This window comes from Paenibacillus sp. FSL W8-0194 (assembly GCF_037969745.1).
Taxonomy (GTDB): Bacteria; Bacillota; Bacilli; order Paenibacillales; family Paenibacillaceae; genus Paenibacillus_AQ; species Paenibacillus_AQ cookii.
This window is the reverse complement of sequence record NZ_CP150205.1, coordinates 1,800,707-1,821,718: the sequence shown is the minus strand read 5'-3', so window position 1 is coordinate 1,821,718 and position 21,012 is coordinate 1,800,707. Positions and strand designations below refer to the sequence as shown.

Here is a 21,012-nt window from a genome sequence, read left to right as displayed (position 1 = left end):
CACAAAATACCTCTTATCCCCTCTCGCGGGAGGGAGGGGATAAGTTTGGTGTTAATTTGCTAAATCTAGCGATTTGGGCACCGGCGAAAACCGATGGATATCAGCTCCCAGCTTTTGAAAGAGCTGCTCGATATGTTCATATCCTCTGTCGATATGATGCACCTGCTCGACGATGGTTTTGCCTTGGGCGGCCAGTCCGGCAATGACCAGCGCCGCTCCTGCCCTCAGGTCGGTAGCTTCGACCGTGGCGCCGTACAGCCGCTTCACGCCGCGGATGAATGCGCAGTTCAGGTCGGTGTGTATGTCCGCCCCCATTCTCGTCAATTCATCGACATGCTTGAACCTGCCTTCGAATACCGTCTCTTTCATGACGCTGAAGCCGTCGGCAAGCGAGAGCAGCACCATGACTTGGGATTGCAAGTCGGTCGGAAAAGACGGATAAGGCGATGTGACGATACGTTCGACCGCCTTCGGACGGCTCATGCTGCTAACGTTTATTATATCATTGTAGGTGCTGATTTGAACACCGGCCCGTTTGAGGACGTGGATCAAGGACGACAGATGGGCCGGGTTGCAGTGGGTCAGCGTGACGTTGCCTCTCGTGGCCGCGGCGGCAATCATCACGGTTCCGGCTACGATCCGGTCGGGAATGATGTTATACGAACACGGGGTAAGCTTGCTTACGCCTTGAATCGTGATCGTATCCGTACCGGCTCCGATGATGTTCGCGCCCATCGCATTCAGGAAGTTTTGCAGATCCTGGATCTCCGGTTCGCGCGCCGCATTCGTGATGGTCGTCGTGCCTTCCGCCAGAACGGCGGCCATCATGATGTTTTCGGTTGCGCCCACGCTCGGAAAGTCCAGATGGATATCCGCCCCCTTGAGTTTGCTGGCCTTGCAAATGATTCTCTGCTCAAGTTCCTCGATCTCGGCGCCAAGCGCCTGAAGTCCCCGGAGATGCAGGTCGATTTTGCGCTCTCCGATCGCGCAGCCGCCGGGTTGATAGACGGCAACCTCCCCAAATCTCGCAAGCAGAGGCCCCATCAAAAAAATAGAGGAGCGCATTTGTTTCATTAAATCTTCCGGTACATGAAACGAATTGGCGGACGACGTATCCAAGGCAACCGTCTCCTGATCACGCAAAGTCGTGCAGCCGATCCGTTCCAGGATGTCCAGCATGACGTCAATGTCCAGCAGACGGGGGACATTGCTCAGCTGAACTTTGCCTGCGGCCAGCAAGCTCGCTGCCAGAATAGGCAATGCGGCATTTTTTGCTCCATGGATACGTATGGTTCCTGACAGGGATTTTCCACCCTCAATCACCAATTTGTCCAATGTATCACCTCCGAGTTTACCCCTCAACCGCCGCATTCTCCCTAGCAGGCATTTGCCGATGGTGCCTGCTTCGAGATTTCAGTTTCGTAAAATGAATGCTACAGGATGAGATCGTCCTCTGCTGTCATTGACCGGCCTAACATCCAGTGCAATCTTTCAGCGGACTTGTTTTTGCGTGACACATCAGACCCATGAGCTCCGGCGGCTTAGCATGGTTACAGTTTTTCGCGGTGCGGCTTGATGACAACCAGCCGGTATCTTCCTGACCAAAAGGGATTTCCGCTATATCAACGTTCCAGCTTCGGACCTAAAGCTGCGGCTTTTTCCGCGCAGGTTCGGGCGGGGCCGGCGTTCGGGTTGGTGATTGTCACGATTATAGAGTATCTTATGTCGCGCGCGACCAGTGTGTGACAATCGCCCAGCCCCTTTCACCGCCCCGATATGAGCCGGCGCATCTCTTCGACGATCAAGTTCGCGGAGTCGGGCTTTCCAAGCTTTCTCGATTGCCCCGACATCTCCCTCTGCACCTGCAAATCGCCCATGATATCCTCAATAGATTGAAAGAGTCTTTTTCCCGATAAATCCTTTTCCAAAATGACCTTGGCGGCTCCGGCCTTTTCCAGCTGCCGCGCGTTGGCCTCCTGGTGATTATTCGTCACGTTCGGGGATGGAATCAGGATGGACGGAATCCCCAACGAGGTTATTTCGGCAAGAAAAGAAGCTCCCGCCCGGTTGACGATCAGCGACGTGGCCGCCAGCACCTCGGGCATGTTGTGCACGTACGGAAGCACATGCAGATGATTAGGCATGCTGCCGAGCCTGCTCCGGATCTCCTCCCGCGTTTTTTCGAAGTAATGTTCGCCCGTCACATAAACAAAGTGGATATGCTTCAGCTTCTCAAGCTGCGGCGCCATTTCGATCATGGCATCGTTGATCGCCTTCGCTCCGCGGCTGCCGCCGACGACAAGCACGACCGAGCTGTCCATCGGAATGCCCAGCGATGCGAAACCGCGCTCCTTGTTGGCGGACTGCACGGTGGTTGCACGCGGATTCCCTGTGTAAATTACCCGTTTGGCTTTAGGAAAAGAGCGCTCCGATCCTTCGAAGCTGACGGCGACCGTGCTGACGTACCGGCTCAAAAACTTGTTCGTCAACCCCGGGATGGCGTTCTGCTCATGGATGATCGACGGGATGCCCAACTTGGCGGCGGCGTAAACGACCGGACCACAGACGTAACCGCCCGTGCCGATGACCACGTCCGGCTTGAATTCGGCGAGCATCCGCTTGGAAGCCTTGACGCCTTTCAAAAATCGGATCACGGTTTTGATGTTTTCGGCCGACAATTTGCGGCGGAAGCCCGTAATTTCGATCGATTGGAACGGAATTTGCTCTTGCGGAACCAGCGTGCTTTCCAAACCTTTGGTACCGCCGATATATAAAAATTTTGAATCCGGATCTTCTATTTCGCATTGCCTCGCAACGGCGATAGCCGGGTAGATGTGTCCCCCGGTTCCTCCGCCTGTTAACACGACGCGCATGCCGATCACCTCGCGTATCTTGATAGATTAAGTAAAATGCCGAGAGCGGTCAGCATCAGCGTCAGCGACGAGCCGCCATAGCTGATCAGCGGCAGCGTAATGCCCGTTACCGGCATCAGTCCGATCACGACGCCGATATTGATAATGACCTGCACGGCAACCATGCCGACGATGCCTACCGCAAACAAACTGCCGAAACGATCCGGTATCGTCATGGCGATGCGCATGCCCCGCCACACCAGAATCAAAAAGAGCAGAAGCACGATCAATCCGCCGATGAACCCCAGCTCTTCGGCCAAAATGGAAAAGATAAAGTCCGTTTGCGGTTCCGGAACGTAGCTGTACTTTTGACGGCTCATGCCAAGACCCAAACCGCCAAGCCCTCCGGGCCCGATGGCGTACAAAGATTGGATGATTTGATACCCCGTACCGAGCGGATCGGACCAAGGGTCGAGAAATCCGGTAATCCGCTTCAGCCGGTAAGGCGCCGCAAGAATGAGGCCGACGAAGCCTGCGGCTCCGGCCAATCCCAGCATCCCCAAATGGCCAAGACGCGCTCCGGCCGTAAAAATGATCATCATCGCTGCTCCCATCATAACCGTTCCCGTCCCCAAATCCGGCTGGAGCATGATCAGGCCGAAGGCCAGTCCGACCAACCCGAGCGGCGGCATCAAACCTTTGCCGAACTTCGTAATGTCCCATTCGTCGCTGCTGAGCCATTTGGAAAGGAACAGGATCATGCCCAGCTTCATAAACTCCGACGGCTGGATCCCGAACGAGCTGATGCCCAGCCAGCTGCGCGCGCCGCCGCGAACAACGCCGATCCCCGGTATCAACACGATGACCAGCAGCACGAAGCAAACGATCAAAGCGATTTTGGCGTATTTTTTCCATACCCGAAAATCGATATTGGCCGTAAAAAACATCGCTACCAGCCCAAGTCCGGCAAAAAGCAACTGCCGTTTGACGAAATAGAAAGAGTCTCCGTGTTCGTGGAAAGCCAGTACCGAACCTGCGCTGTATACCATAATGATGCCGATCGCGAGCAGTCCCATAATGCATAGAAACAGCCACAAGTCCGGCGCCGGGCGTGTCTTGTTCATGAAGAGGCCACCTTTTGCAAAAAAGTAGGGGCTTATCCACCCCCCTACTTAAAGATTATGCACCGCCTCTTTAAAAATGCGTCCACGCTCCTCATAGGAAGCAAACATGTCCCAGCTGGCGCAGGCAGGAGACAAAAGCACGATATCCCCCGGTTCTGCGGCGGCTGCGGCTTCCTTGACGGCTGCGCGCAGCGTGCCGGCGGCGTCATCCTCATTATCGACGACGACGATATGCTTTAATCCGGCAAGTTCCGATACCTTGGCGATTTTCCGCGCGGTTTCGCCCAGAGCGATGACCGCTTTGACGCGTTCCGACAATGCCGGCACCAGCTCCATGTAATCCGAACCCCGATCGAGGCCCCCGGCGATCAAAACGATCGGACGATGAAGGGATGTCAACGCCATCATCGTCGCTTTGGAGTTGGTCGCCTTCGAGTTATTGTAGTAGGCGACTCCGTTCAAATCCTTCACGTATTCCAGGCGGTGCTCCACGCCGCGGAAGGAGGACAGCGGACCCCTCAGCCGGTTTGCGGGGACGCCTGCGGCAATGGCGATCGCGCAGGCGGCCGCGGCATTTGCAACGTTAAAACGGCCCGGAATACCGACTTCCTCCACGGGGATGATCTCCGTCAGACGGCCATGTTCATCCCGGTACACGATCTTCCGCGGCAAATCGTCTTCTGCGCCCTGGATAAACGGCGGGCTGACATAGACGCCTTCCGCCAATTCTTCGCTAATAGAGAACGGCAGAATTTTCGCCTTGATATAAGGCACAAGCTCGCGGCAGGTGGAATCATCCCAATTGAGGACGGCGGTATCTCCTTCTCCCTGATTGGCGAACATTTTCGCTTTGGAGGCGACATAATCCTCCATATCTCCGTGGTAGTCGAGATGCGTTTCCGCCAAATTCAGCAAACATCCGATCCGCGGACGGAATGCCTTCGTTCCTTTCAGCTGGAAGCTGCTCAACTCGGTTACCATCCAGTTGCCGCTGTCCGCATGTTGAGCGGCTTCGCAAAGCGGCGTTCCGATGTTGCCCGCCACGATCGGGCGCAGGCCGGCTTCTTCCAGCATGTTTCCGACCCAGGTCGTCGTCGTCGTTTTGCCGTTCGAGCCGGTGATGCCGATAATAGGCGCGCTGCAAATATGATAGGCGACCTCGACTTCGGTTACGATTTCGATGCCGAGCTCGAGCGCTTTTTGCACCGGACCTACTTTATATGGAATGCCCGGATTTTTGACAAGCAGAGAAATACCGGGATGAACCAGATCCGCCGGATGACCGCCGCAAATGACGGTAATTCCGAGCGCCTCCAGTTCCCCGGCTTCGGGGCATTGATCTCTGTCTTTTTGGTCGTTGACCGTCACTTTCGCGCCGTAAGCGTGCATGACCTTGGCAACTTGTACACCGCTTTTGGCAAGGCCGAGCACGACGACTTCCTGATCCCTGTACGATTCTGGATGCTTCATATTCTACAACCCCTTGTTCAAGTAAAGTCCGATGCCCGCGAGTACGATGCTCACCAGCCAGAACGTAATGACGACGCGCCATTCCGACCATCCCGACAATTCGAAATGGTGGTGGATCGGACTCATTTTAAATATGCGTTTTCCTCTCGTTTTAAACGATGCGACCTGCAGCACCACCGACAACATCTCGATGACGAACACGCCGCCGATGACAAGGAACAGCAGCTCCGTTTTGGTCACGATCGCTATCGCACCGATCGCTCCGCCGATGCCGAGGGAGCCCGTGTCGCCCATGAATACTTTGGCCGGATGCGCGTTAAACACCAGGAAGCCGAGTACCGCTCCGATCATCGCCGCGGCGCAAACGGCTGCCGACAGCGACGTCGCCTGCATCGCCACCAGGGCAAAAGCCGCAAACGCGATGGCGCTCACGCCGGACAGCAGGCCGTCCACGCCGTCCGTAAAGTTGACCGCGTTGCTGATCGCAAGCATCATGATCACGATAAACGGATAATAGAACCATCCGCCCCAATCAAACGAAAAGGAGGTTCCAGGCACGTGGATCGCGGTGCTGTGCCCGTTTTGAATGAGCAAAACGCACATGATGGCCGCAAACAGCAGCTGGCCGACCAGCTTCTGGCGCGCCGTCAGACCTAACGAACGTTTGAACACGATTTTGATATAATCATCGAGAAATCCGATGAGGCCAAAACCAAGCGTGGCGACGAGCATGACATAAAAATCGGTATTAATGACCGAAAACTTCAAGAAAGACAGCGTAAACGCCAAAATGATCACGACGCCGCCCATCGTCGGGGTACCGGCTTTTTTCAAGTGGCTTTGCGGGCCGTCGTCCCGTACCTGCTGTCCAAACTTCAGCCGCCTCAACAGCGGAATCAGGAGAGGAGCGGCAATGATTGCGAGAATAAACGAAACTCCGATCGTCAGCAGCAGCAATTGATAATCCATGGATTCACCCCCTCCGTATGTTAGTTATGCAAGTCTTGATCGACAAGAGCATCCACTATTTCTTCCAATTTCATTCCGCGCGAAGCCTTAATCAGCACGATGTCTTTCGGATGTACCTGCCCGGCAAGATGGGCGGCGAGTTCCTTTTTATCGGCAAAATGATAGACCGGAATATCCGGACGTTTGTTTTTGGCGGCTTTTGCGGTTTCCGCCGACAGCGTTCCGTACGTATACAGCATGTCGACTTTGCCGTCCGCGGCATATTCTCCGACTTCGGCATGAAACTCGAGCTCTTTCGGCCCAAGCTCAAGCATGTCCCCGAGAACGGCAATTTTCTTGCGGTGGCCTTTAAGGCTGTCCAGCACGTCGATTGCCGCCTTCATCGAGAGCGGACTGGCATTGTAGGCGTCATTGAGCACGGTAAGGCCGTTTGGCGCCGTAATCTGCTCGATCCGCATCCCCGTCAAACGCAGCCCGGACAATCCCTCGCGAATCTGCTCCTTCCCGATGCCGAAGTGATCCGCCACCGCAAGCGCGGCAAGGCAATTGATGACGTTATGCTGTCCCAGCAGCGGCAGGTCAAGACCTTCCTCGGGATGACGATGGGAAGTGAAAATGACGCCTTTCGCATGGAACATCATGCCCGTCGGATAATCGTCGTTTTTGTCCGGATCCATGCCGAACGTGAAGGTTTTCAGCCCTTCGGGTTTTACCGTCTCCGGCTCGCCGAGCACCAGCGGAATCAACGGTTCGTCGCCATGGTAAACCAGCAGGCCGCCCGGTTTCATGCCGCTGATGATTTCCACCTTGGCACGGGCGATTTCGTGTCTCGATCCGAGCTGAAGGAGATGGGCTTCGCCGATGTTCGTAATGACGGCCACGTCGGGGGAGGCAATGGCTGACAGCGCCTCGATCTCGTGGCGGCCGCTCATGCCCATTTCGAGAATGGCGATTTCCGTATCTTCCGGCATTTCCAGGATCGTCAGCGGCAGCCCGATATGGTTGTTGAAATTCCCGCCGGTTTTATGAACCTTAAAGGAAGTTCCGAGCAGCGCGTATACCATGTCCTTCGTCGTAGTTTTTCCGTTGCTGCCCGTGATGCCGACGACGCGGCATCCGACTTCGGCCAAATAAGCCTTGGCCAATGCCTGCAGCGCGGCAAGCGTGTCCTCCACGACGATGGCGGGACCTTCCGGCGGAAGGCCCCGGTCCCGCTGCCATAACACGGCGCATGCGCCGCCTTCAAGCGCTGCCGCGGCAAAGGCATGGCCGTCGAATTTTTCGCCCACCAGCGGCACGAACAGCCTGCCGGCTTCGATTTTGCGGGAATCCGTAAAGACCCCCTTGACCCGTATATCACAATCATGGTCATGCGCCAGGGATCCCCCGCACATGACCGCTACTTCGCCCAACTTCTTCGTAATCACTTGTTCATACCCCTTATCGCTTCCTTGGCCACGACCCGATCGTCAAAATCGTATTTCGTATGTCCAATGATTTGGTAGGTCTCATGACCTTTCCCCGCAATCAATACTACATCGTCCGGGCTTGCCATTTCAATAGCCTTTTGTATGGCCTCCCGCCGGTCCACGATCAGCCGGTATTTGTCCTGAGGCACGGCATCTTCGGCGAGCCCCGCCTCGATGTCCTTCAGGATCAGGTCCGGGTTTTCCGTCCGCGGATTGTCCGAAGTAACCATGACGAAGTCGCTGTACTTCGCGGCAAGCTTGCCCATCACCGGGCGTTTCGTGCGGTCGCGGTCGCCGCCGCAGCCGAACACGGTAATGACCCGTCCCTTGGCGAACTCTTTGACCGTTTTGAGCACGTTCTCCAGGCCGTCCGGCGTATGCGCGTAATCCACGATGACCGCAAACGGCTGGCCTTCGTCCACGGCCTCCACGCGTCCGTCGACGCCCGGCACGGATTCCAGGCTGCGCTTGATGCCGTCCAGTTCAAGCCCCTCGAGCAGCCCTGCCGTAATGGCCGCAAGCGCGTTGTACACGTTGAATTTGCCGACCATTTTCAGCTGGATGTCGGCGCTGCCGCGGAACGTGTCCACATGGAACGACGTGCCTTGGGCCGTGATGGAGATGTTGGATGCGCGCACGTCGGCTTTTTCGTCCAAGCCGTATGTAATGACCTCGGCGGCGGTAATTTTGGCGAAATATTGCGATGCTTCGTCGTCAGCGTTTAATACGGCGAATTTCCGCTCGCTGGCTTGACGGCCGAATTTGTTGCCGAGCCGGGAGAAAAAGAGGCCTTTCGCGGCTCTGTATTCTTCCATGGTTTTATGGTAGTCCAGATGGTCCTGGGTCAGGTTCGTGAAAATGGCCGTACGGAAATCGGTTCCTTTTACCCGCCCTTGCTCCAGCGCATGGGAGGAAACCTCCATCACGCAGCATTGAACGCCATTGGCGGACATGTCGTCCAAGGACCGCTGCAGCTCCAGCGCCTCCGGCGTCGTGCCGGACATCGGGAACGTTCGGCCTCCGTAACGGGTTTGGATCGTGCCGATCAAGCCGGTGTGGATTCCGTGGTCGTTCATCATCTTTTCGATCAGGTAAGTGGTGGTCGTTTTCCCGTTCGTTCCGGTGACGCCGATCATTTTCATGTGGGAGCTGGGAGAGCCGAAAAACGCATCCGCCATCACCGCCATCGCGTAGCGGCAGTCCTTGACGATGACCTGCGGAAGGTCGATGTCCAGCTCGCGTTCGACGACAAGCGCCGAGGCTCCTTGTTCGGCCGCTTGCCCGGCATAATCATGGCCGTCCACCGTATGCCCGGGCAAGCAAATAAACACGTCCCCGGGCGCCACTTTGCGCGAGTCGGTCTGAAGACCGGTGATGGTGATGTCCCCGCTTCCTTTGATTTTTGCAATTGTTAGTGTTGAAGCCAGTTCGTTCAGTTTCATTACATATCCCTCGCTCTAGTTTCTATTATCGTCCATTGCCGCGATGATTAAGACCTCTATTGGGGAGCTTTGTTCTGTTCCTTCAGCTCCGGATCGGCCCCCATGTATATGCGAATGGTCGACCCGCGTTCCACCCGGCTGCCCGGCTTCGGTGCCTGGCTGATGACCGTGTTGCCGGTGCCCGATTTGGACAGCACGAAATTCATGTTCAGATCCTCGTACAAATCCTGCACGGTCGCCCCGACCAGATCCGGCACGGTAACGATCGGCGTGTCTCCGTATTTGTATGCCTTCGGCAGCTGATCCTTGCGCGGCGGCACCTTCAAAACCTGAAGGGAATCCCGCAAAATGTTTTGCACGATCGGCGCGGCGACCACGCCCCCGAACTGGATGCCCGCCGGATTGTCGACGGCCGTGTAAACCACGATTTGCGGATCGTCCGCCGGCGCGAAAGCGATAAACGACACGATGTGCTCCGTAGCGGAGTACCGTCCGTTGACGACGATCTGCGCGGTCCCCGTTTTGCCGCCGACCCGGTAGCCGTCGATGAAGGCCGGGCGCCCGGTGCCGTTGGCCACGACGCTTTCGAGCGCTTCGCGCACCTGCTTCGACGTTTCCTCAGAGATCACCTGCCGGACCAGCTGCGGTTTGTTTTCGCTGACGACCTCGCCCGTATCCGGATTGACCCACGCTTTCGCCACGTACGGTTTATACAAATACCCGCCGTTGATGGCCGCCGAGACCGCTGCCACCTGCTGGATCGGCGTGACGGAGACGCCCTGTCCGAAAGCGGTGGTCGCCAGTTCGACCGGGCCGACGCGGGAAGGCTTGAACAAAATCCCGTTTTCCTCGCCGTTCAAGTCGATGCCCGTTTTCGCGCCGAAGCCGAAATCGCGGATGTATTTGAACAGCGTGTCTTTCCCGAGCCGGTTGCCCAAGGTGACAAAGCCGGGGTTGCAGGAGTTTTCAACCACCTGCAGGAAGGTTTCGCTGCCGTGGCCGCCGCGCTTCCAGCACTTTAACGTGGCGCCGCCAACTTTGATGTAACCCGGATCGAAAAAACGTTCGTTTTTCAGGTCGACTTTCTTTTCCTGCAGAGCCGCGGCTAACGTGATGATCTTAAAGGTCGAACCCGGTTCGTAGGTCATCCAGATCGGCAGGTTGCGGTTAATGACCTCGGAAGCATATTCCTTGTAATTTCCCGGTTCGTATCCGGGCCTGCTCGCCATCGCATAAATTTCGCCCGTTTTCGGATTCATGGCGATGGACCAGGCGCCCCTGGCCTGATACTGCACCATGGCCTGATCCAACTCCCGCTCCATGATCGATTGGATCGACTTTTCGAGCGTAAGCTTTAACGTCAGCCCGTCCTTCGGCGCGTCGTATTTTTCCGACGAACCCGGCATGATGCGGCCGCCGGCGTCCGACAGATACGAGATGCTGCCCTGGATGCCGTTCAGCTTGCTGTCGTATTTTTTCTCGACGCCGGTCAAGCCCTGGTTGTCGATCCCGGTAAAGCCGAGAATATGGCTCGCAAGATCCCCATAAGGATAATACCGCTTATTGTCCTCGGCAACAACGATACCCGGCAGGTTTAAATCACGAATTTTCTGAGCAAGCTCCATCGTAATTTTGCGTCCACCGGGTTGAAGTTTCACACTCATCGATCTTTTGGTAACCAAACTTTTGATCTTTTCTTCCGTCATCCCGAGCAAAGGCGCAAGCAGTCTTGCCGTCTTGTCGGGATCTTTGACCTGAACCGGCACCGCCATAATCGTAGGCGAACTGATGTTGTACGCCAGCGGCACGCCGTTCCGGTCCTGGATTTCGCCCCGTTTGGCGACGGACGGAATTTGCCTTCTCCAGTTTTCCTCCGCTTTCGCCGAGAGTTCCGCTCCTTTGCCCAGTTGGACATACGCAAGCCTTACTATTATAGCAGCAAACAGCAAGCAAAGAACGGCCAGGCTTACGAGAAGTCTGCGTCTGCGCGTCACATTCGAAACTTTCACTCTTATTCCTCCCTGCTTATCCAGATCGTCATGTCTTATTCCTAACATCGTATTCTGGACAAACAGGGGATAGAACAAGCTGCCCTGAAATGACAGGGTTTTATCCGAATTTTTCAGTTATCATTGTTGACGCCGTTGGTTCTGCCCAATGAAGATTGATTCCCACCGCCGGCCTGTTCGTTTTTTCCGGTTTGCCGATCCTTATCATCCTTATCCGAGTTGTCTTCGTCTCCGTCCTTGCTTTCGTCCAGCACATCCGCCGGCTTTAACGTCAGCTGCACCGTCCGTTTCCCGTTCTGGTTCGTGACTTTCTGGCTGGCGACATACCCTTCGCCGCTAACGTTTACCGAAACCTTCATCAACGTGAGAACATCCAAGGCGTCGCGCAGCGATTCGCCGGTAAGGTCGGGAACCTCCATGACGTTGTCGGTTTGGGTAAACAAATAAATCCGTTGTCCCGGGCTAAGCGGCGTCCCTTTAACCGGAAACTGCTTGACGACCGTCTCCCCTTTGCCCAACGTATCGAAAGCGATGCCCGCTTTGAGGAGCTGCTTTTCCGCGTCTTTCAGGTTTTTGTTCGTCAAATCGGGAGCAGGCGGACGGTTTTGCGCTTGGATAGCGTTATTTTTTTCGTCCTTCTCATCTTTCTTTTCGATGCTTCTTGGTACCCCCATGTACTGCAGCGACTGCGAAACGATCTTCTTGAAGACCGGAGCCGCCGCCTTGCCGCCGCCCACGGTCGGATCGTTCGGTTGGTCGATGATGACGATGACCGCGATTTTCGGGTCGTTGACCGGTGCGAAACCGATAAAGGATACGACTGATTTGGAAGAATCGTATTTGCCATTTACAGTCTTGATAGCCGTTCCCGTTTTACCTGCTACGCGGTAACCGTCGATGTATGCATTTTTCCCCGTGCCGTCTTTCCGGTCAGCGACAACCTGCTCTAGGTAATAACTCGTTTCTTTGGCAGCTTCCGGCGAAATGACCTGACGTACTGTAAAAGGCGGAAAAGTCTTGGTGGTTCCGTTATTCGGATCAACCTCTTCTTTGATGATTTGCGGTTTTAACAGTTTGCCCCCATTAGCCACGGCGCTGATCGCCGCAAGCTGCTGGATCGGCGTGACCGATACGCCATGGCCGTAAGAAGCGGTGGCTACTTCGACCGGGCCCGGCAGATTGATCTTCGTTGATACTTCCCCCGGCAGATCAATGCCCGTCTTTTCTCCGAAGCCGAAATCTCTGATATACTTCAATAACCGTTCCTTGCCCAGCATTTCTCCTAGCTTAACAAATGCCACGTTACTGGAACGTTTAACCCCTTCCAGGTAAGAGATCGTTCCCCAGCCTGAGCGCTTAATGTCGTGCAGATCCTGGTGGGTGCCCTGCACCCTAATTGTTCCGGATTTGTAGAACGCGTTTGGATTAAACAGCTTTTCCTGCACTGCCCCGGCCAACGTGACGATCTTGAAGGTTGAGCCCGGTTCGTATGTGGCTTTTACCGCATAATTGAAAAAACTCTTCTTGTTATCGTTATAATTCCAGTATTTGTTCGGATCAAAGGTCGGCAAATTGGCCATCCCCAGAATTTCCATCGTCTTGGGATCGGCAGCAATAACCGTCATGCTGATCGGCTTGTATTCGTTGAACGCTTCTTTCATGGCATCTTCGATATAATACTGGATCTGGTTATCGATCGTCAGCTTATAATTTTTACCATTGACGGCAGGTTGATAGATTTCGTTCGAGTTAGGAAGCTTGTCGCCAGACGTGTCCGATTGGTATTTCAGATAGCCCGGTGTCCCTTCCAGCTTCTTGTTGAACATGTATTCAAATCCGGCTACCGCCTTGCCTTCACGGTCCGTATACCCGAGGATGTGAGAGGCGAGCGTACCTTTCGGATAATAACGTTTGGATTCCTTGATCGTGCCCAGGCCGGTTTCCTGGCCTTTCTTGTTCTTTTTCAGCTCTTCCTTCAACTGGTCGTTCAGCTGATCGATTTGCTTTTTTTTGCTTTCGTCGATTTTCCAGCCCTCGTTGCGGACCTCGCGGCTTTTGGCGTATTCGCCGGTTTTGCTGTCCTTCGCGTTCACCAGCGCCTTCAGCTCGTCAACGTTTTTGCCCAAAATGCGATGAAGCCCGTCCACGACCTTGTCCGTCAGGCCGTTGGCATGGAGCGCTTCCGGGCTGACCACGACCGTATAGGCCGGGGCGTTAATCGCCAGCACGTCCCCGTTCCGGTCGGAAATCGTGCCCCGCTCCGCCGGGATTTTCGATTGCTTCTCCCACCTGGCGACGCCCTTCTCGTGCCAATCCGCGCCCTGAACGATTTGCAGCGTAAACATGCGAATAAACAAAACAACAAAAAGGAGGGTGATGAATCCTCCTAGTAACAAAGTGCGAAGTTTTATTCTTTTAACCATGCTCCAACCTCACAAACTCTATTTTTTGTCGGTGCCGGAACCGTTTGTTGCGTCCCCGCCTTTGGCGGAGATCGGCGTGCGCACGACATGGATGACCTGCTGGTCGCTGGTTTCCTCGAAGCCCATTTGCTTCGCTTTATCGCGGATTCCCACTTCCAGTTGCTGCTTCTCGACCGTCAGCCTACTGATCTCCTGTTTCGACGCCTTGATCGATTTTTCGATCTTCTGGTATTCTTTGTTCAGCCCGTAGATGTTCGCGTTTTGCCAGATGACCAGGCTTGCGATCATGACGCATGCGACGATCGTGAACAAATAAAGCAGTTTTTCTTTGACCGGAAGATAGGTTCGGCGGGTGACCACCATCGTCTTTTCCCGGTAACCGGGAGATTTGCGCTTTGTCTGTGCTTGTTCTTTTACTGCCAAGTTACCACGGGTATAGGCCATGTCTTCTTCCCCTTCATCATAGTCTTACGCTTTCACAAGCATAGAGCCTCTGTATCGTAAAAAGCATTTGCTGCCGTTCATAGTTTTTCGGCTACCCTCAGCTTCGCCGAACGCGCGCGCGGATTTTGTTCGAGCTCCGCTTCGCCGGGAACGATCGGCTTCCGGTTCACCAGCTTCAGCTCGCCTTTCCCGCCGCAGACGCACATCGGAAAATCGGGCGGACAGGTGCATTTTCCGACATAGCCGTTAAAAATTTGCTTGCAAATCCGGTCTTCCAAGGAATGGAACGTAATGACGGACACCCTTCCTCCGGGCGCCAGGCACCGAACGGCCTGATGGAGCGATTCCTCGAATGCCCCGAGTTCGTCGTTGACGGCGATCCGCAGCGCCTGAAAGCTCCGCTTCGCCGGATGCCCGCCGGTTCTGCGCGCGGCCGCTGGAATTCCTTCTTTAATAATATCGACCAACTGCCCCGTCGTTTGTATAGGGGCCTCTTTGCGGTGTTCGATAATGAACTTCGCGATACGGCGGGAAAATTTTTCTTCCCCGTACCGGTACAACACCCTTGCGATTTCCTGCTCCGGCCATTCATTGACGATATGCCAAGCCGTCAGGTCCGAGGATCGGTCCATGCGCATGTCGAGCGGAGCATCATGATTGTAGCTGAAGCCGCGCTCCCCTTCGTCAAACTGCGGCGAGGATACCCCCAGATCGTACAAAATGCCGTCCACCTGCGGTATGCCGTCTTTCATCGGCACCGCCAATTCTTTTAACGCGTCCTCCAAATGGCGGAAGTTCGTTTTGACCAAGGAAACCTTGTCCTCGTAAGGAGCCAACCTTTCCCTGGCGTTATTCAGCGCCCAGTCGTCCTGATCCAGCGCAATCAGCCTGCCGTATTCTCCAAGCTTGGATGCGATCAGGGAACTGTGCCCCGCCCCGCCAAGCGTACAGTCGACATAAATGCCGTCTCGTTTAATGTGCAGCCCTTCTGTCGCTTCTTCTTTAAGCACCGTGATGTGATGAAACAAGCTGCAGCCCTCCAGACTTATTACAATTCAAAATTAAAATCGACCAGCTTTTCAGCAATTTCGTTAAACGTGCCCTCGGACTGCTGAAAATAAGCCTCCCAGGTATCCTTGCTCCAAATTTCCACGCGATTGGACACGCCGATGACCACGCATTCCTTCTCGAGTCCGGCGTACCCGCGCAGATTGCCCGGTAAATTTACCCTTCCCTGTTTGTCCCACTCGCATTCCGTCGCTCCCGAGAAAAAGAAGCGGGTAAACGCGCGGGCATCGGATTTCATGAGCGGGAGCGATTTGAGCTTCTGCTCGAGGATGCTCCATTCGTTCATCGGGTAAACGAAAAGACACTGGTCCAAGCCGCGGGTGATGACAAAGGATGCGCCCAAAAGCTCGCGGAATTTGGCAGGGATCGTCAAACGGCCTTTATCATCGATGCTATGTTGAAACTCCCCCATAAACATTCGGCCACTCAACTCCTTACCCCAAATCCCCACTTTGCACCACTTTCCACCACTTAAGGATACTAGATTCGCCACCCAAAATCAAAATCCTTCCGAGGACTTGCTTTTTTTTGGATATAAAACCAGAAGCCTCTCTCGGAAAAACGAATAAACCCCTTGATCCATAAGGATTCAAGGGGTTTATGGGAATATAAAAACCGGCCATAAATTTCCTTTTACTTTTGCGTTGTCCAGCTGTCCAAATATTCGATCTGTCCTTGGGTCAACGCATCGATTCCGATGCCCAAACTTTCAAGCTTGTAGCGAGCTACCTGCTGATCGATTTCCAGCGGCACGTTCAGTACCTTATTGCCTATCGTCTTATAGTTGTCGTTAACGTATTTCAGGGACATCGCCTGCAGCGAGAACGTCATATCCATGATTTCCGCCGGATGCCCGTCTCCCGCGCCCAGATTGACCAGGCGTCCTTCCGCCAGCAGATACAGCTTGCGCCCGTCCTTCAGTTCGTATTCCTCGATGTTGCGGCGGACGGTCCGGATCGATGCCGCCCGGCTGGCCATATCCACTTTGTTGACTTCAACGTCGAAATGGCCGGCGTTGCACAAAATCGCCCCGTCCTTCATGACGTCGAAATGTTCTCCGGCAATGACGTCGCGGTTGCCTGTCACGGTCACGAAGATATCGCCGTGTTTTGCCGCCTCGATCATCGGCATCACTTCAAAACCGTCCATATGGGCCTCCACGGCGCGGATCGGATCGACTTCGGTCACGATGACCTTCGCGCCGAGTCCTTTGGCGCGCATCGCCACCCCTTTGCCGCACCAGCCGTAACCGACGACGACGGCCGTTTTGCCGGCAACGACGAGGTTGGTGGTACGGTTGATCGCATCCCAGACCGATTGCCCCGTTCCGTAACGGTTGTCGAACAGATATTTGCAGTACCCGTCATTGACGGCCACCATCGGCAGCTTCAGCAAACCTTCCTTCTCCAGCGCTTTCAGGCGGATGATGCCCGTCGTCGTTTCTTCCGCCCCGCCGCGGATCGTTTCCAGCAGATCCGGACGCTCCGAATGCAGGATCGTGACCAGGTCTCCTCCGTCGTCGATGATCAGATCCGGTTTCGTTTCCAGGGCGCGAATGAAAAAGCTTTTGTATTCATCCGGGTCGGGATTGTATTTGGCCAGCACCGTCACGCCGTCTTCCACCAGCGCCGCGCACACGTCGTCCTGCGTGGAAAGCGGATTGCTGCCCGTGATCGTCACTTCGGCGCCTCCCGCCTGCACAACTTTCGCCAAATAGGCGGTTTTGGCTTCCAGGTGAAGCGCAATCGTCACTTTAAGGCCTTTAAACGGCTGCTCCGCTTCGAACTGCTTGCGGATTTGATTCAATACCGGCATATGCGCCGAAGCCCAATCGATTTTCAGATGCCCTTCCGGGGCCAAAGACATATCCTTTACAATGCTGTTTTTCAAGGACAACGTGCTCATGAAAAACCTCCTCGTCGTAAATAGGTTTTGCTACATTTCAATAATTTGATGTTCCGCCGCGTAGCGCGTACAGCTGTCCATGAGGTCTTGGATCCATCCGAAGCCGTACCGGTTTATATAGTAGAAAACGTTATAGACCCGCTCCTGGGGTTTGCCGCTCGGGAACAGGGATGCGGCGATCGAATCCCACTGGCGGAGCGCCGCCTCATGCCGCTTTTCCAGCGCCTGCTTCGTCTTGCGTTCGAGATAGGCGATTTGCTCGAGGATTTTGTCCTTGTTTTTCTCCCCGAGCGGCAGCAGCCCGGACTGGATCGTGCTCAGCTCTTGAATCAGCGGGTCATACAGCTTCTCGAAAGCCGCGCGCGCCTCTTCGAACCTCGGTTCGATATGCAGGTCGGCCTGGGCGTTCAGCCAGCGCTCGCGCGCCTCGGCAAAACGGTGCTGGACGTCCTGGAACGTAAGGCCGAAATGGTCCATGTATTTCCGCACCGATCCGCTAATAAACGTGAAGGACATTCTCGGAAGCAAAATCGGCATCTGCAATCCAAGCTCGGAAAAGGCTCCTTTCGTAATCGCCCAATACGAAATCTCACCCTGTCCGAGCACGGTACACAGCACCGGAAGCAAGGATTCCTGCATGAGCGGCCGCGTCAAAACGTTGTTGCTGAACCGTTCCGGGTGGTTCGCAAGCTCAAGCTCGAGTTGTTCCTTCGTGAAGCTGACGATGCCTTTGCGGTCCGCGAAGTTCCCGTTATGTTTATGCAGCAGCAGCCGGTTTCCTTCATAAACATAAAAAAGATTGGCGCAATCCGCCGTGACGTCGGCCTGAAGCGGATACCCCTTGCCCGTTATGTTCGCGGCGGCGGCTTGATAAGTGTCGCCGAGCTCGTCATTGTGCTTGATGATGCGTTCGAAAACGGGGATCTCCAGCCGGCGCAGCTCCGGATCCGCCGAATCAAGCAAAATCAGGCCCCATTCGCCGAACAACCGGCCAAGCAGTTTGGCGAAAGCATCGCTCAAGTTGCCGGAGGATTCCGCGGTTTGATGCAGCAGGTCCATGATGGCCGGTTTGTTGACGCTGTCGGGAAGCAGGTTGGCCAAATGGTCCAGCGATCGTTTCCATTGCTCCCCGGTTACCCGGATCTGGCTCACCGGCCCGCGCGGACCTGGAGTCGCGTCCATTTTGATTTTGGCGATTTGAAGTTCCGGCGTCATGACATGGGTATGGTTCACTTCATCCCAGTCATGGTCTTCGCCGGCAATCCAGAATACCGGAACGACGGGACGCTGCAGCCGCTCCGCCGCTTCCCTCGCGGCAAGCACGATGGTCAGCGCCTTATAGACGACAAGCAGCGAACCCGTAAACAGTCCGCTCTGCTGTCCGCCAACGACGGCAAGCGTACCCGCCTGCTCCAGCAAATCGAGCGACTTATGTACCTCTTGATGGTCGTTATGCTTCTTATTGTATTGTCGAAGACAGGCCGCGAGGGCTTTTCTGTCGATGCGGGTTTCTTCGGATGCATCCAGCCATTCCGCGCGGCGCGTCCAGGCCTCTTCGTCGCGGAAATCCGCGCCGTACAGATCCTGTACCCGCGCATAGCGGTTTATATAATCATCTGCGAGAGCCGAGCCGCTCTTCAGCGAATCCGATACTACATTCATGAGGTCTGCCTCCTATTATCGTACCTGTTTGAATCGTTCGTTTAATATGTGCATCCTTGCCAAAAATCTTCCTTGATTGTAACCAAAGATCCAGCATGCGTCAAAGAAATCGGAAGGAAGCTTCCATGCCTCCTGAACAAATGCTTCCGAAATAGTTACAGTTTCATTATTATAACTCTTCTTTCTCCGGTATGCCATGCCCAAACGAAAAAAAACCGCCGGTTCAAACCGGCGGCAGCCTCTTCGAAGCTTAGGCGTAAGGAGCGGCTACCCAATGGCCTTTGGATACTTCCACCAGCCGGGTGTCTTCCTCCGCCGCTGCATTTCCGTCTTTGGCCGAATGGATCGGCCCCGATAATCCGTCGTTCATCACGAGCCGCTTTTTGTTCTCCTCGATTTCCGGATCCGGAATCGGGATCGCCGACAGCAGCGTTTTGGTGTACGGGTGGATCGGGTTGGCATACAGCTCTTCGCTGTCCGCAAGCTCGACCATTTTGCCGAGGTACATGACCGCGACGCGATCGCTGATATGCTTGACCATGGACAGGTCGTGCGCGATGAACAAATACGTCAAGCCGAGACGGTCCTGCAGCTCCTGCAGCAGGTTGACCACCTGCGCCTGGATGGAGACGTCCAGCGCGGAAATCGGCTCGTCGCAGATAATGAATTTCGGATTGACCGCAAGCGCGCGGGCGATGCCGATCCGCTGGCGCTGGCCGCCCGAAAATTCATGCGGATAACGCGTCGCGTGGTCCGGGTTCAAACCGACCATGTCCAGCAGTTCCTCGATCCGCTTCTTCCGTTCCTTGCGGCTTCCCGCCATTTTGTGGATGTCCAGTGCTTCGCCGATGATGTCCGATACGGTAAACCGCGGATTCAGCGATGCGTACGGATCCTGGAAAATCATCTGCATGTCGCGGCGCATCGCCTTCATTTTGCCCGGCGACAGCTTGTAGATGTCCGTTCCGTTAAACCGGACGCTTCCGGCGGTCGGCTCGTACAAGCGGAGAATGGTGCGGCCGGCCGTCGATTTGCCGCAGCCGGATTCGCCGACCATCCCGAGCGTTTCGCCTTCGCGGATAAAGAAGTTGAGATCGTCGACCGCTTTGACGATTTTGCCGTTTCCGACGTTAAAATATTTTTTCAAGCCTTCGACTTCGATCAAATGGTTTTCTTTCATGACGAACGAACCTCCTTCGCCATTTCATGCAGATTCCAGCAGCGCGCCGACTGGGTGTCGCTGAATACCGTTTCGCCCGGGTTGAGGCGCTCGCAGACCTTCATGGCCTCGTCGCAGCGCGCGCAAAACGCGCACCCGATCGGCGGCTTGATCAGATCCGGCGGCGTGCCGATGATCGGAATCAGCGGCTCGTTTTTCTTCTGGTCCAGCCGCGGCATGGAACGAAGCAACCCTTTCGTATACGGGTGCTGCGGGTTTTTGAAAATCTCCCATTTCGTTCCGGTCTCCACCACTTCGCCGGCGTACATGACGATAACGCGGTCGCACATGCCGGCCACGACGCCAAGGTCGTGCGTAATCAAAATGATGGAGGTGCCGAATTTTTTCTGCATATCCTTCATGACGTCCATGATTTGCGCCTGAATCGTCACGTCCAGCGCCGTCGTCGGTTCGTCCGCGATCAGCAGCGCCGGATTGCAGGCCAGCGCGATCGCGATCATGACGCGCTGGCGCATGCCGCCGGAGAACTCGTGCGGGTATTGCCCGAAACGTTCCTCCGGGTTTTTGATGCCGACGAGCTTCAGCATTTCGATGCCGCGCTCCTTGGCTTCGGCTTTCGTCATTTTCTGGTGCTTCATCAGCACTTCCGTGATTTGTCTGCCTACTTTGATCGTAGGGTTGAGGGAAGTCATCGGATCCTGGAAGATCATGCCGATATCTTTGCCGCGGATCGCTTCCATCTCTTTATTTGTCTTTTTCAGGATGTCTTCGCCCTGAAAAATGATTTCACCGCTTTTGATTTGGGACGGCGGGGACGGAATGAGGCGCATGATCGTTTGGGCCGTGACGCTTTTTCCGCTGCCGGATTCGCCCACGATCGCCACCGTTTCCCCTTTGCCGATTTCGAAGTTCATGCCGCGAACGGCTTTCACCTCTCCGCCCTTGACCTTAAAGGAGACATGCAGGTCTTTTACTTGTAAAATCGGATCCATGAT

At 55.1% G+C, this 21,012-nt stretch carries 16 protein-coding genes; all 16 read right to left on the bottom strand.

What is annotated here, in order from left to right:
• Positions 1–51 precede the first annotated feature (51 nt).
• Positions 52–1,335 (bottom strand): UDP-N-acetylglucosamine 1-carboxyvinyltransferase, encoded by a 1,284-nt coding sequence (gene murA / locus MKY58_RS07845; RefSeq protein ID WP_339324113.1) that lies wholly within the window; start codon positions 1,333–1,335, stop codon positions 52–54.
• 428 nt (positions 1,336–1,763) lie between these two features.
• Positions 1,764–2,873, bottom strand: coding sequence for an undecaprenyldiphospho-muramoylpentapeptide beta-N-acetylglucosaminyltransferase (murG, locus tag MKY58_RS07840; protein WP_339324112.1), 1,110 nt, complete (start codon positions 2,871–2,873; stop codon positions 1,764–1,766).
• A 5-nt stretch (positions 2,874–2,878) separates the two neighbouring features.
• Positions 2,879–3,976 carry a stage V sporulation protein E gene (gene spoVE / locus MKY58_RS07835; protein WP_339324111.1) on the bottom strand — a complete coding sequence of 366 codons (1,098 nt, stop codon included), beginning with the start codon at positions 3,974–3,976 and terminating at the stop codon, positions 2,879–2,881.
• Positions 3,977–4,024: 48 nt separating this feature from the next.
• A complete protein-coding gene (murD, locus tag MKY58_RS07830) occupies positions 4,025–5,446 on the bottom strand; it encodes a UDP-N-acetylmuramoyl-L-alanine--D-glutamate ligase (RefSeq protein WP_339324110.1) in 1,422 nt (473 codons plus the stop codon).
• 3 nt (positions 5,447–5,449) lie between these two features.
• Positions 5,450–6,415 (bottom strand): phospho-N-acetylmuramoyl-pentapeptide-transferase, encoded by a 966-nt coding sequence (gene mraY, locus MKY58_RS07825; RefSeq protein WP_212947153.1) that lies wholly within the window; start codon positions 6,413–6,415, stop codon positions 5,450–5,452.
• Positions 6,416–6,435: 20 nt separating this feature from the next.
• On the bottom strand, positions 6,436–7,839 hold the full coding sequence (gene murF / locus MKY58_RS07820) for a UDP-N-acetylmuramoyl-tripeptide--D-alanyl-D-alanine ligase (RefSeq protein WP_339325082.1): 1,404 nt from the start codon (positions 7,837–7,839) through the stop codon (positions 6,436–6,438).
• Positions 7,839–9,326, bottom strand: coding sequence for a UDP-N-acetylmuramoyl-L-alanyl-D-glutamate--2,6-diaminopimelate ligase (locus MKY58_RS07815; protein ID WP_339324109.1), 1,488 nt, complete (start codon positions 9,324–9,326; stop codon positions 7,839–7,841). The genes murF and MKY58_RS07815 overlap by 1 nt, the downstream gene beginning before the upstream one ends.
• Positions 9,327–9,382: 56 nt before the next feature.
• Positions 9,383–11,335, bottom strand: a complete 1,953-nt coding sequence (locus tag MKY58_RS07810; protein ID WP_339324108.1) for a stage V sporulation protein D — start codon at positions 11,333–11,335, stop codon at positions 9,383–9,385.
• A 113-nt stretch (positions 11,336–11,448) separates the two neighbouring features.
• Positions 11,449–13,758 (bottom strand): penicillin-binding transpeptidase domain-containing protein, encoded by a 2,310-nt coding sequence (locus MKY58_RS07805; protein WP_339324107.1) that lies wholly within the window; start codon positions 13,756–13,758, stop codon positions 11,449–11,451.
• A gap of 18 nt (positions 13,759–13,776) precedes the next feature.
• The gene (locus MKY58_RS07800) at positions 13,777–14,202 is read right to left on the bottom strand and encodes a hypothetical protein (RefSeq protein ID WP_339324106.1); all 426 of its coding nucleotides are present in this window, start codon (positions 14,200–14,202) and stop codon (positions 13,777–13,779) included.
• Between the two features lie 77 nt (positions 14,203–14,279).
• The gene (gene rsmH, locus MKY58_RS07795) at positions 14,280–15,230 is read right to left on the bottom strand and encodes a 16S rRNA (cytosine(1402)-N(4))-methyltransferase RsmH (protein ID WP_339324105.1); all 951 of its coding nucleotides are present in this window, start codon (positions 15,228–15,230) and stop codon (positions 14,280–14,282) included.
• Between the two features lie 20 nt (positions 15,231–15,250).
• Positions 15,251–15,688 (bottom strand): division/cell wall cluster transcriptional repressor MraZ, encoded by a 438-nt coding sequence (gene mraZ, locus MKY58_RS07790; protein ID WP_036713507.1) that lies wholly within the window; start codon positions 15,686–15,688, stop codon positions 15,251–15,253.
• Between the two features lie 215 nt (positions 15,689–15,903).
• Positions 15,904–17,175, bottom strand: a complete 1,272-nt coding sequence (locus tag MKY58_RS07785) for an adenosylhomocysteinase (protein WP_339324104.1) — start codon at positions 17,173–17,175, stop codon at positions 15,904–15,906.
• A 30-nt stretch (positions 17,176–17,205) separates the two neighbouring features.
• Positions 17,206–18,837 (bottom strand): bacillithiol biosynthesis cysteine-adding enzyme BshC, encoded by a 1,632-nt coding sequence (gene bshC / locus MKY58_RS07780; protein WP_339324103.1) that lies wholly within the window; start codon positions 18,835–18,837, stop codon positions 17,206–17,208.
• 250 nt (positions 18,838–19,087) lie between these two features.
• Entirely contained in the window at positions 19,088–20,017 is a 930-nt protein-coding gene (locus MKY58_RS07775; protein ID WP_339324102.1) for an ATP-binding cassette domain-containing protein, read from the bottom strand.
• The gene (locus MKY58_RS07770) at positions 20,014–21,009 is read right to left on the bottom strand and encodes an ABC transporter ATP-binding protein (protein WP_036713512.1); all 996 of its coding nucleotides are present in this window, start codon (positions 21,007–21,009) and stop codon (positions 20,014–20,016) included. Before MKY58_RS07770 ends, MKY58_RS07775 begins: the two co-directional genes overlap by 4 nt.
• Between the last annotated feature and the right edge of the window lie 3 nt (positions 21,010–21,012).

Coding starts and splice junctions, on each gene's coding strand:
- bshC (WP_339324103.1), bottom strand. CDS start 18,837: ATGAATGTAGTATCGGATTCGCTGAAGAGCGGCTCGGCTCTCGCAGAT.
- mraY (WP_212947153.1), bottom strand. CDS start 6,415: ATGGATTATCAATTGCTGCTGCTGACGATCGGAGTTTCGTTTATTCTC.
- mraZ (WP_036713507.1), bottom strand. CDS start 15,688: ATGTTTATGGGGGAGTTTCAACATAGCATCGATGATAAAGGCCGTTTG.
- MKY58_RS07805 (WP_339324107.1), bottom strand. CDS start 13,758: ATGGTTAAAAGAATAAAACTTCGCACTTTGTTACTAGGAGGATTCATC.
- murD (WP_339324110.1), bottom strand. CDS start 5,446: ATGAAGCATCCAGAATCGTACAGGGATCAGGAAGTCGTCGTGCTCGGC.
- spoVE (WP_339324111.1), bottom strand. CDS start 3,976: ATGAACAAGACACGCCCGGCGCCGGACTTGTGGCTGTTTCTATGCATT.
- MKY58_RS07800 (WP_339324106.1), bottom strand. CDS start 14,202: ATGGCCTATACCCGTGGTAACTTGGCAGTAAAAGAACAAGCACAGACA.
- MKY58_RS07770 (WP_036713512.1), bottom strand. CDS start 21,009: ATGGATCCGATTTTACAAGTAAAAGACCTGCATGTCTCCTTTAAGGTC.
- MKY58_RS07775 (WP_339324102.1), bottom strand. CDS start 20,017: ATGAAAGAAAACCATTTGATCGAAGTCGAAGGCTTGAAAAAATATTTT.
- MKY58_RS07815 (WP_339324109.1), bottom strand. CDS start 9,326: ATGAAACTGAACGAACTGGCTTCAACACTAACAATTGCAAAAATCAAA.
- murG (WP_339324112.1), bottom strand. CDS start 2,873: ATGCGCGTCGTGTTAACAGGCGGAGGAACCGGGGGACACATCTACCCG.
- MKY58_RS07785 (WP_339324104.1), bottom strand. CDS start 17,175: ATGAGCACGTTGTCCTTGAAAAACAGCATTGTAAAGGATATGTCTTTG.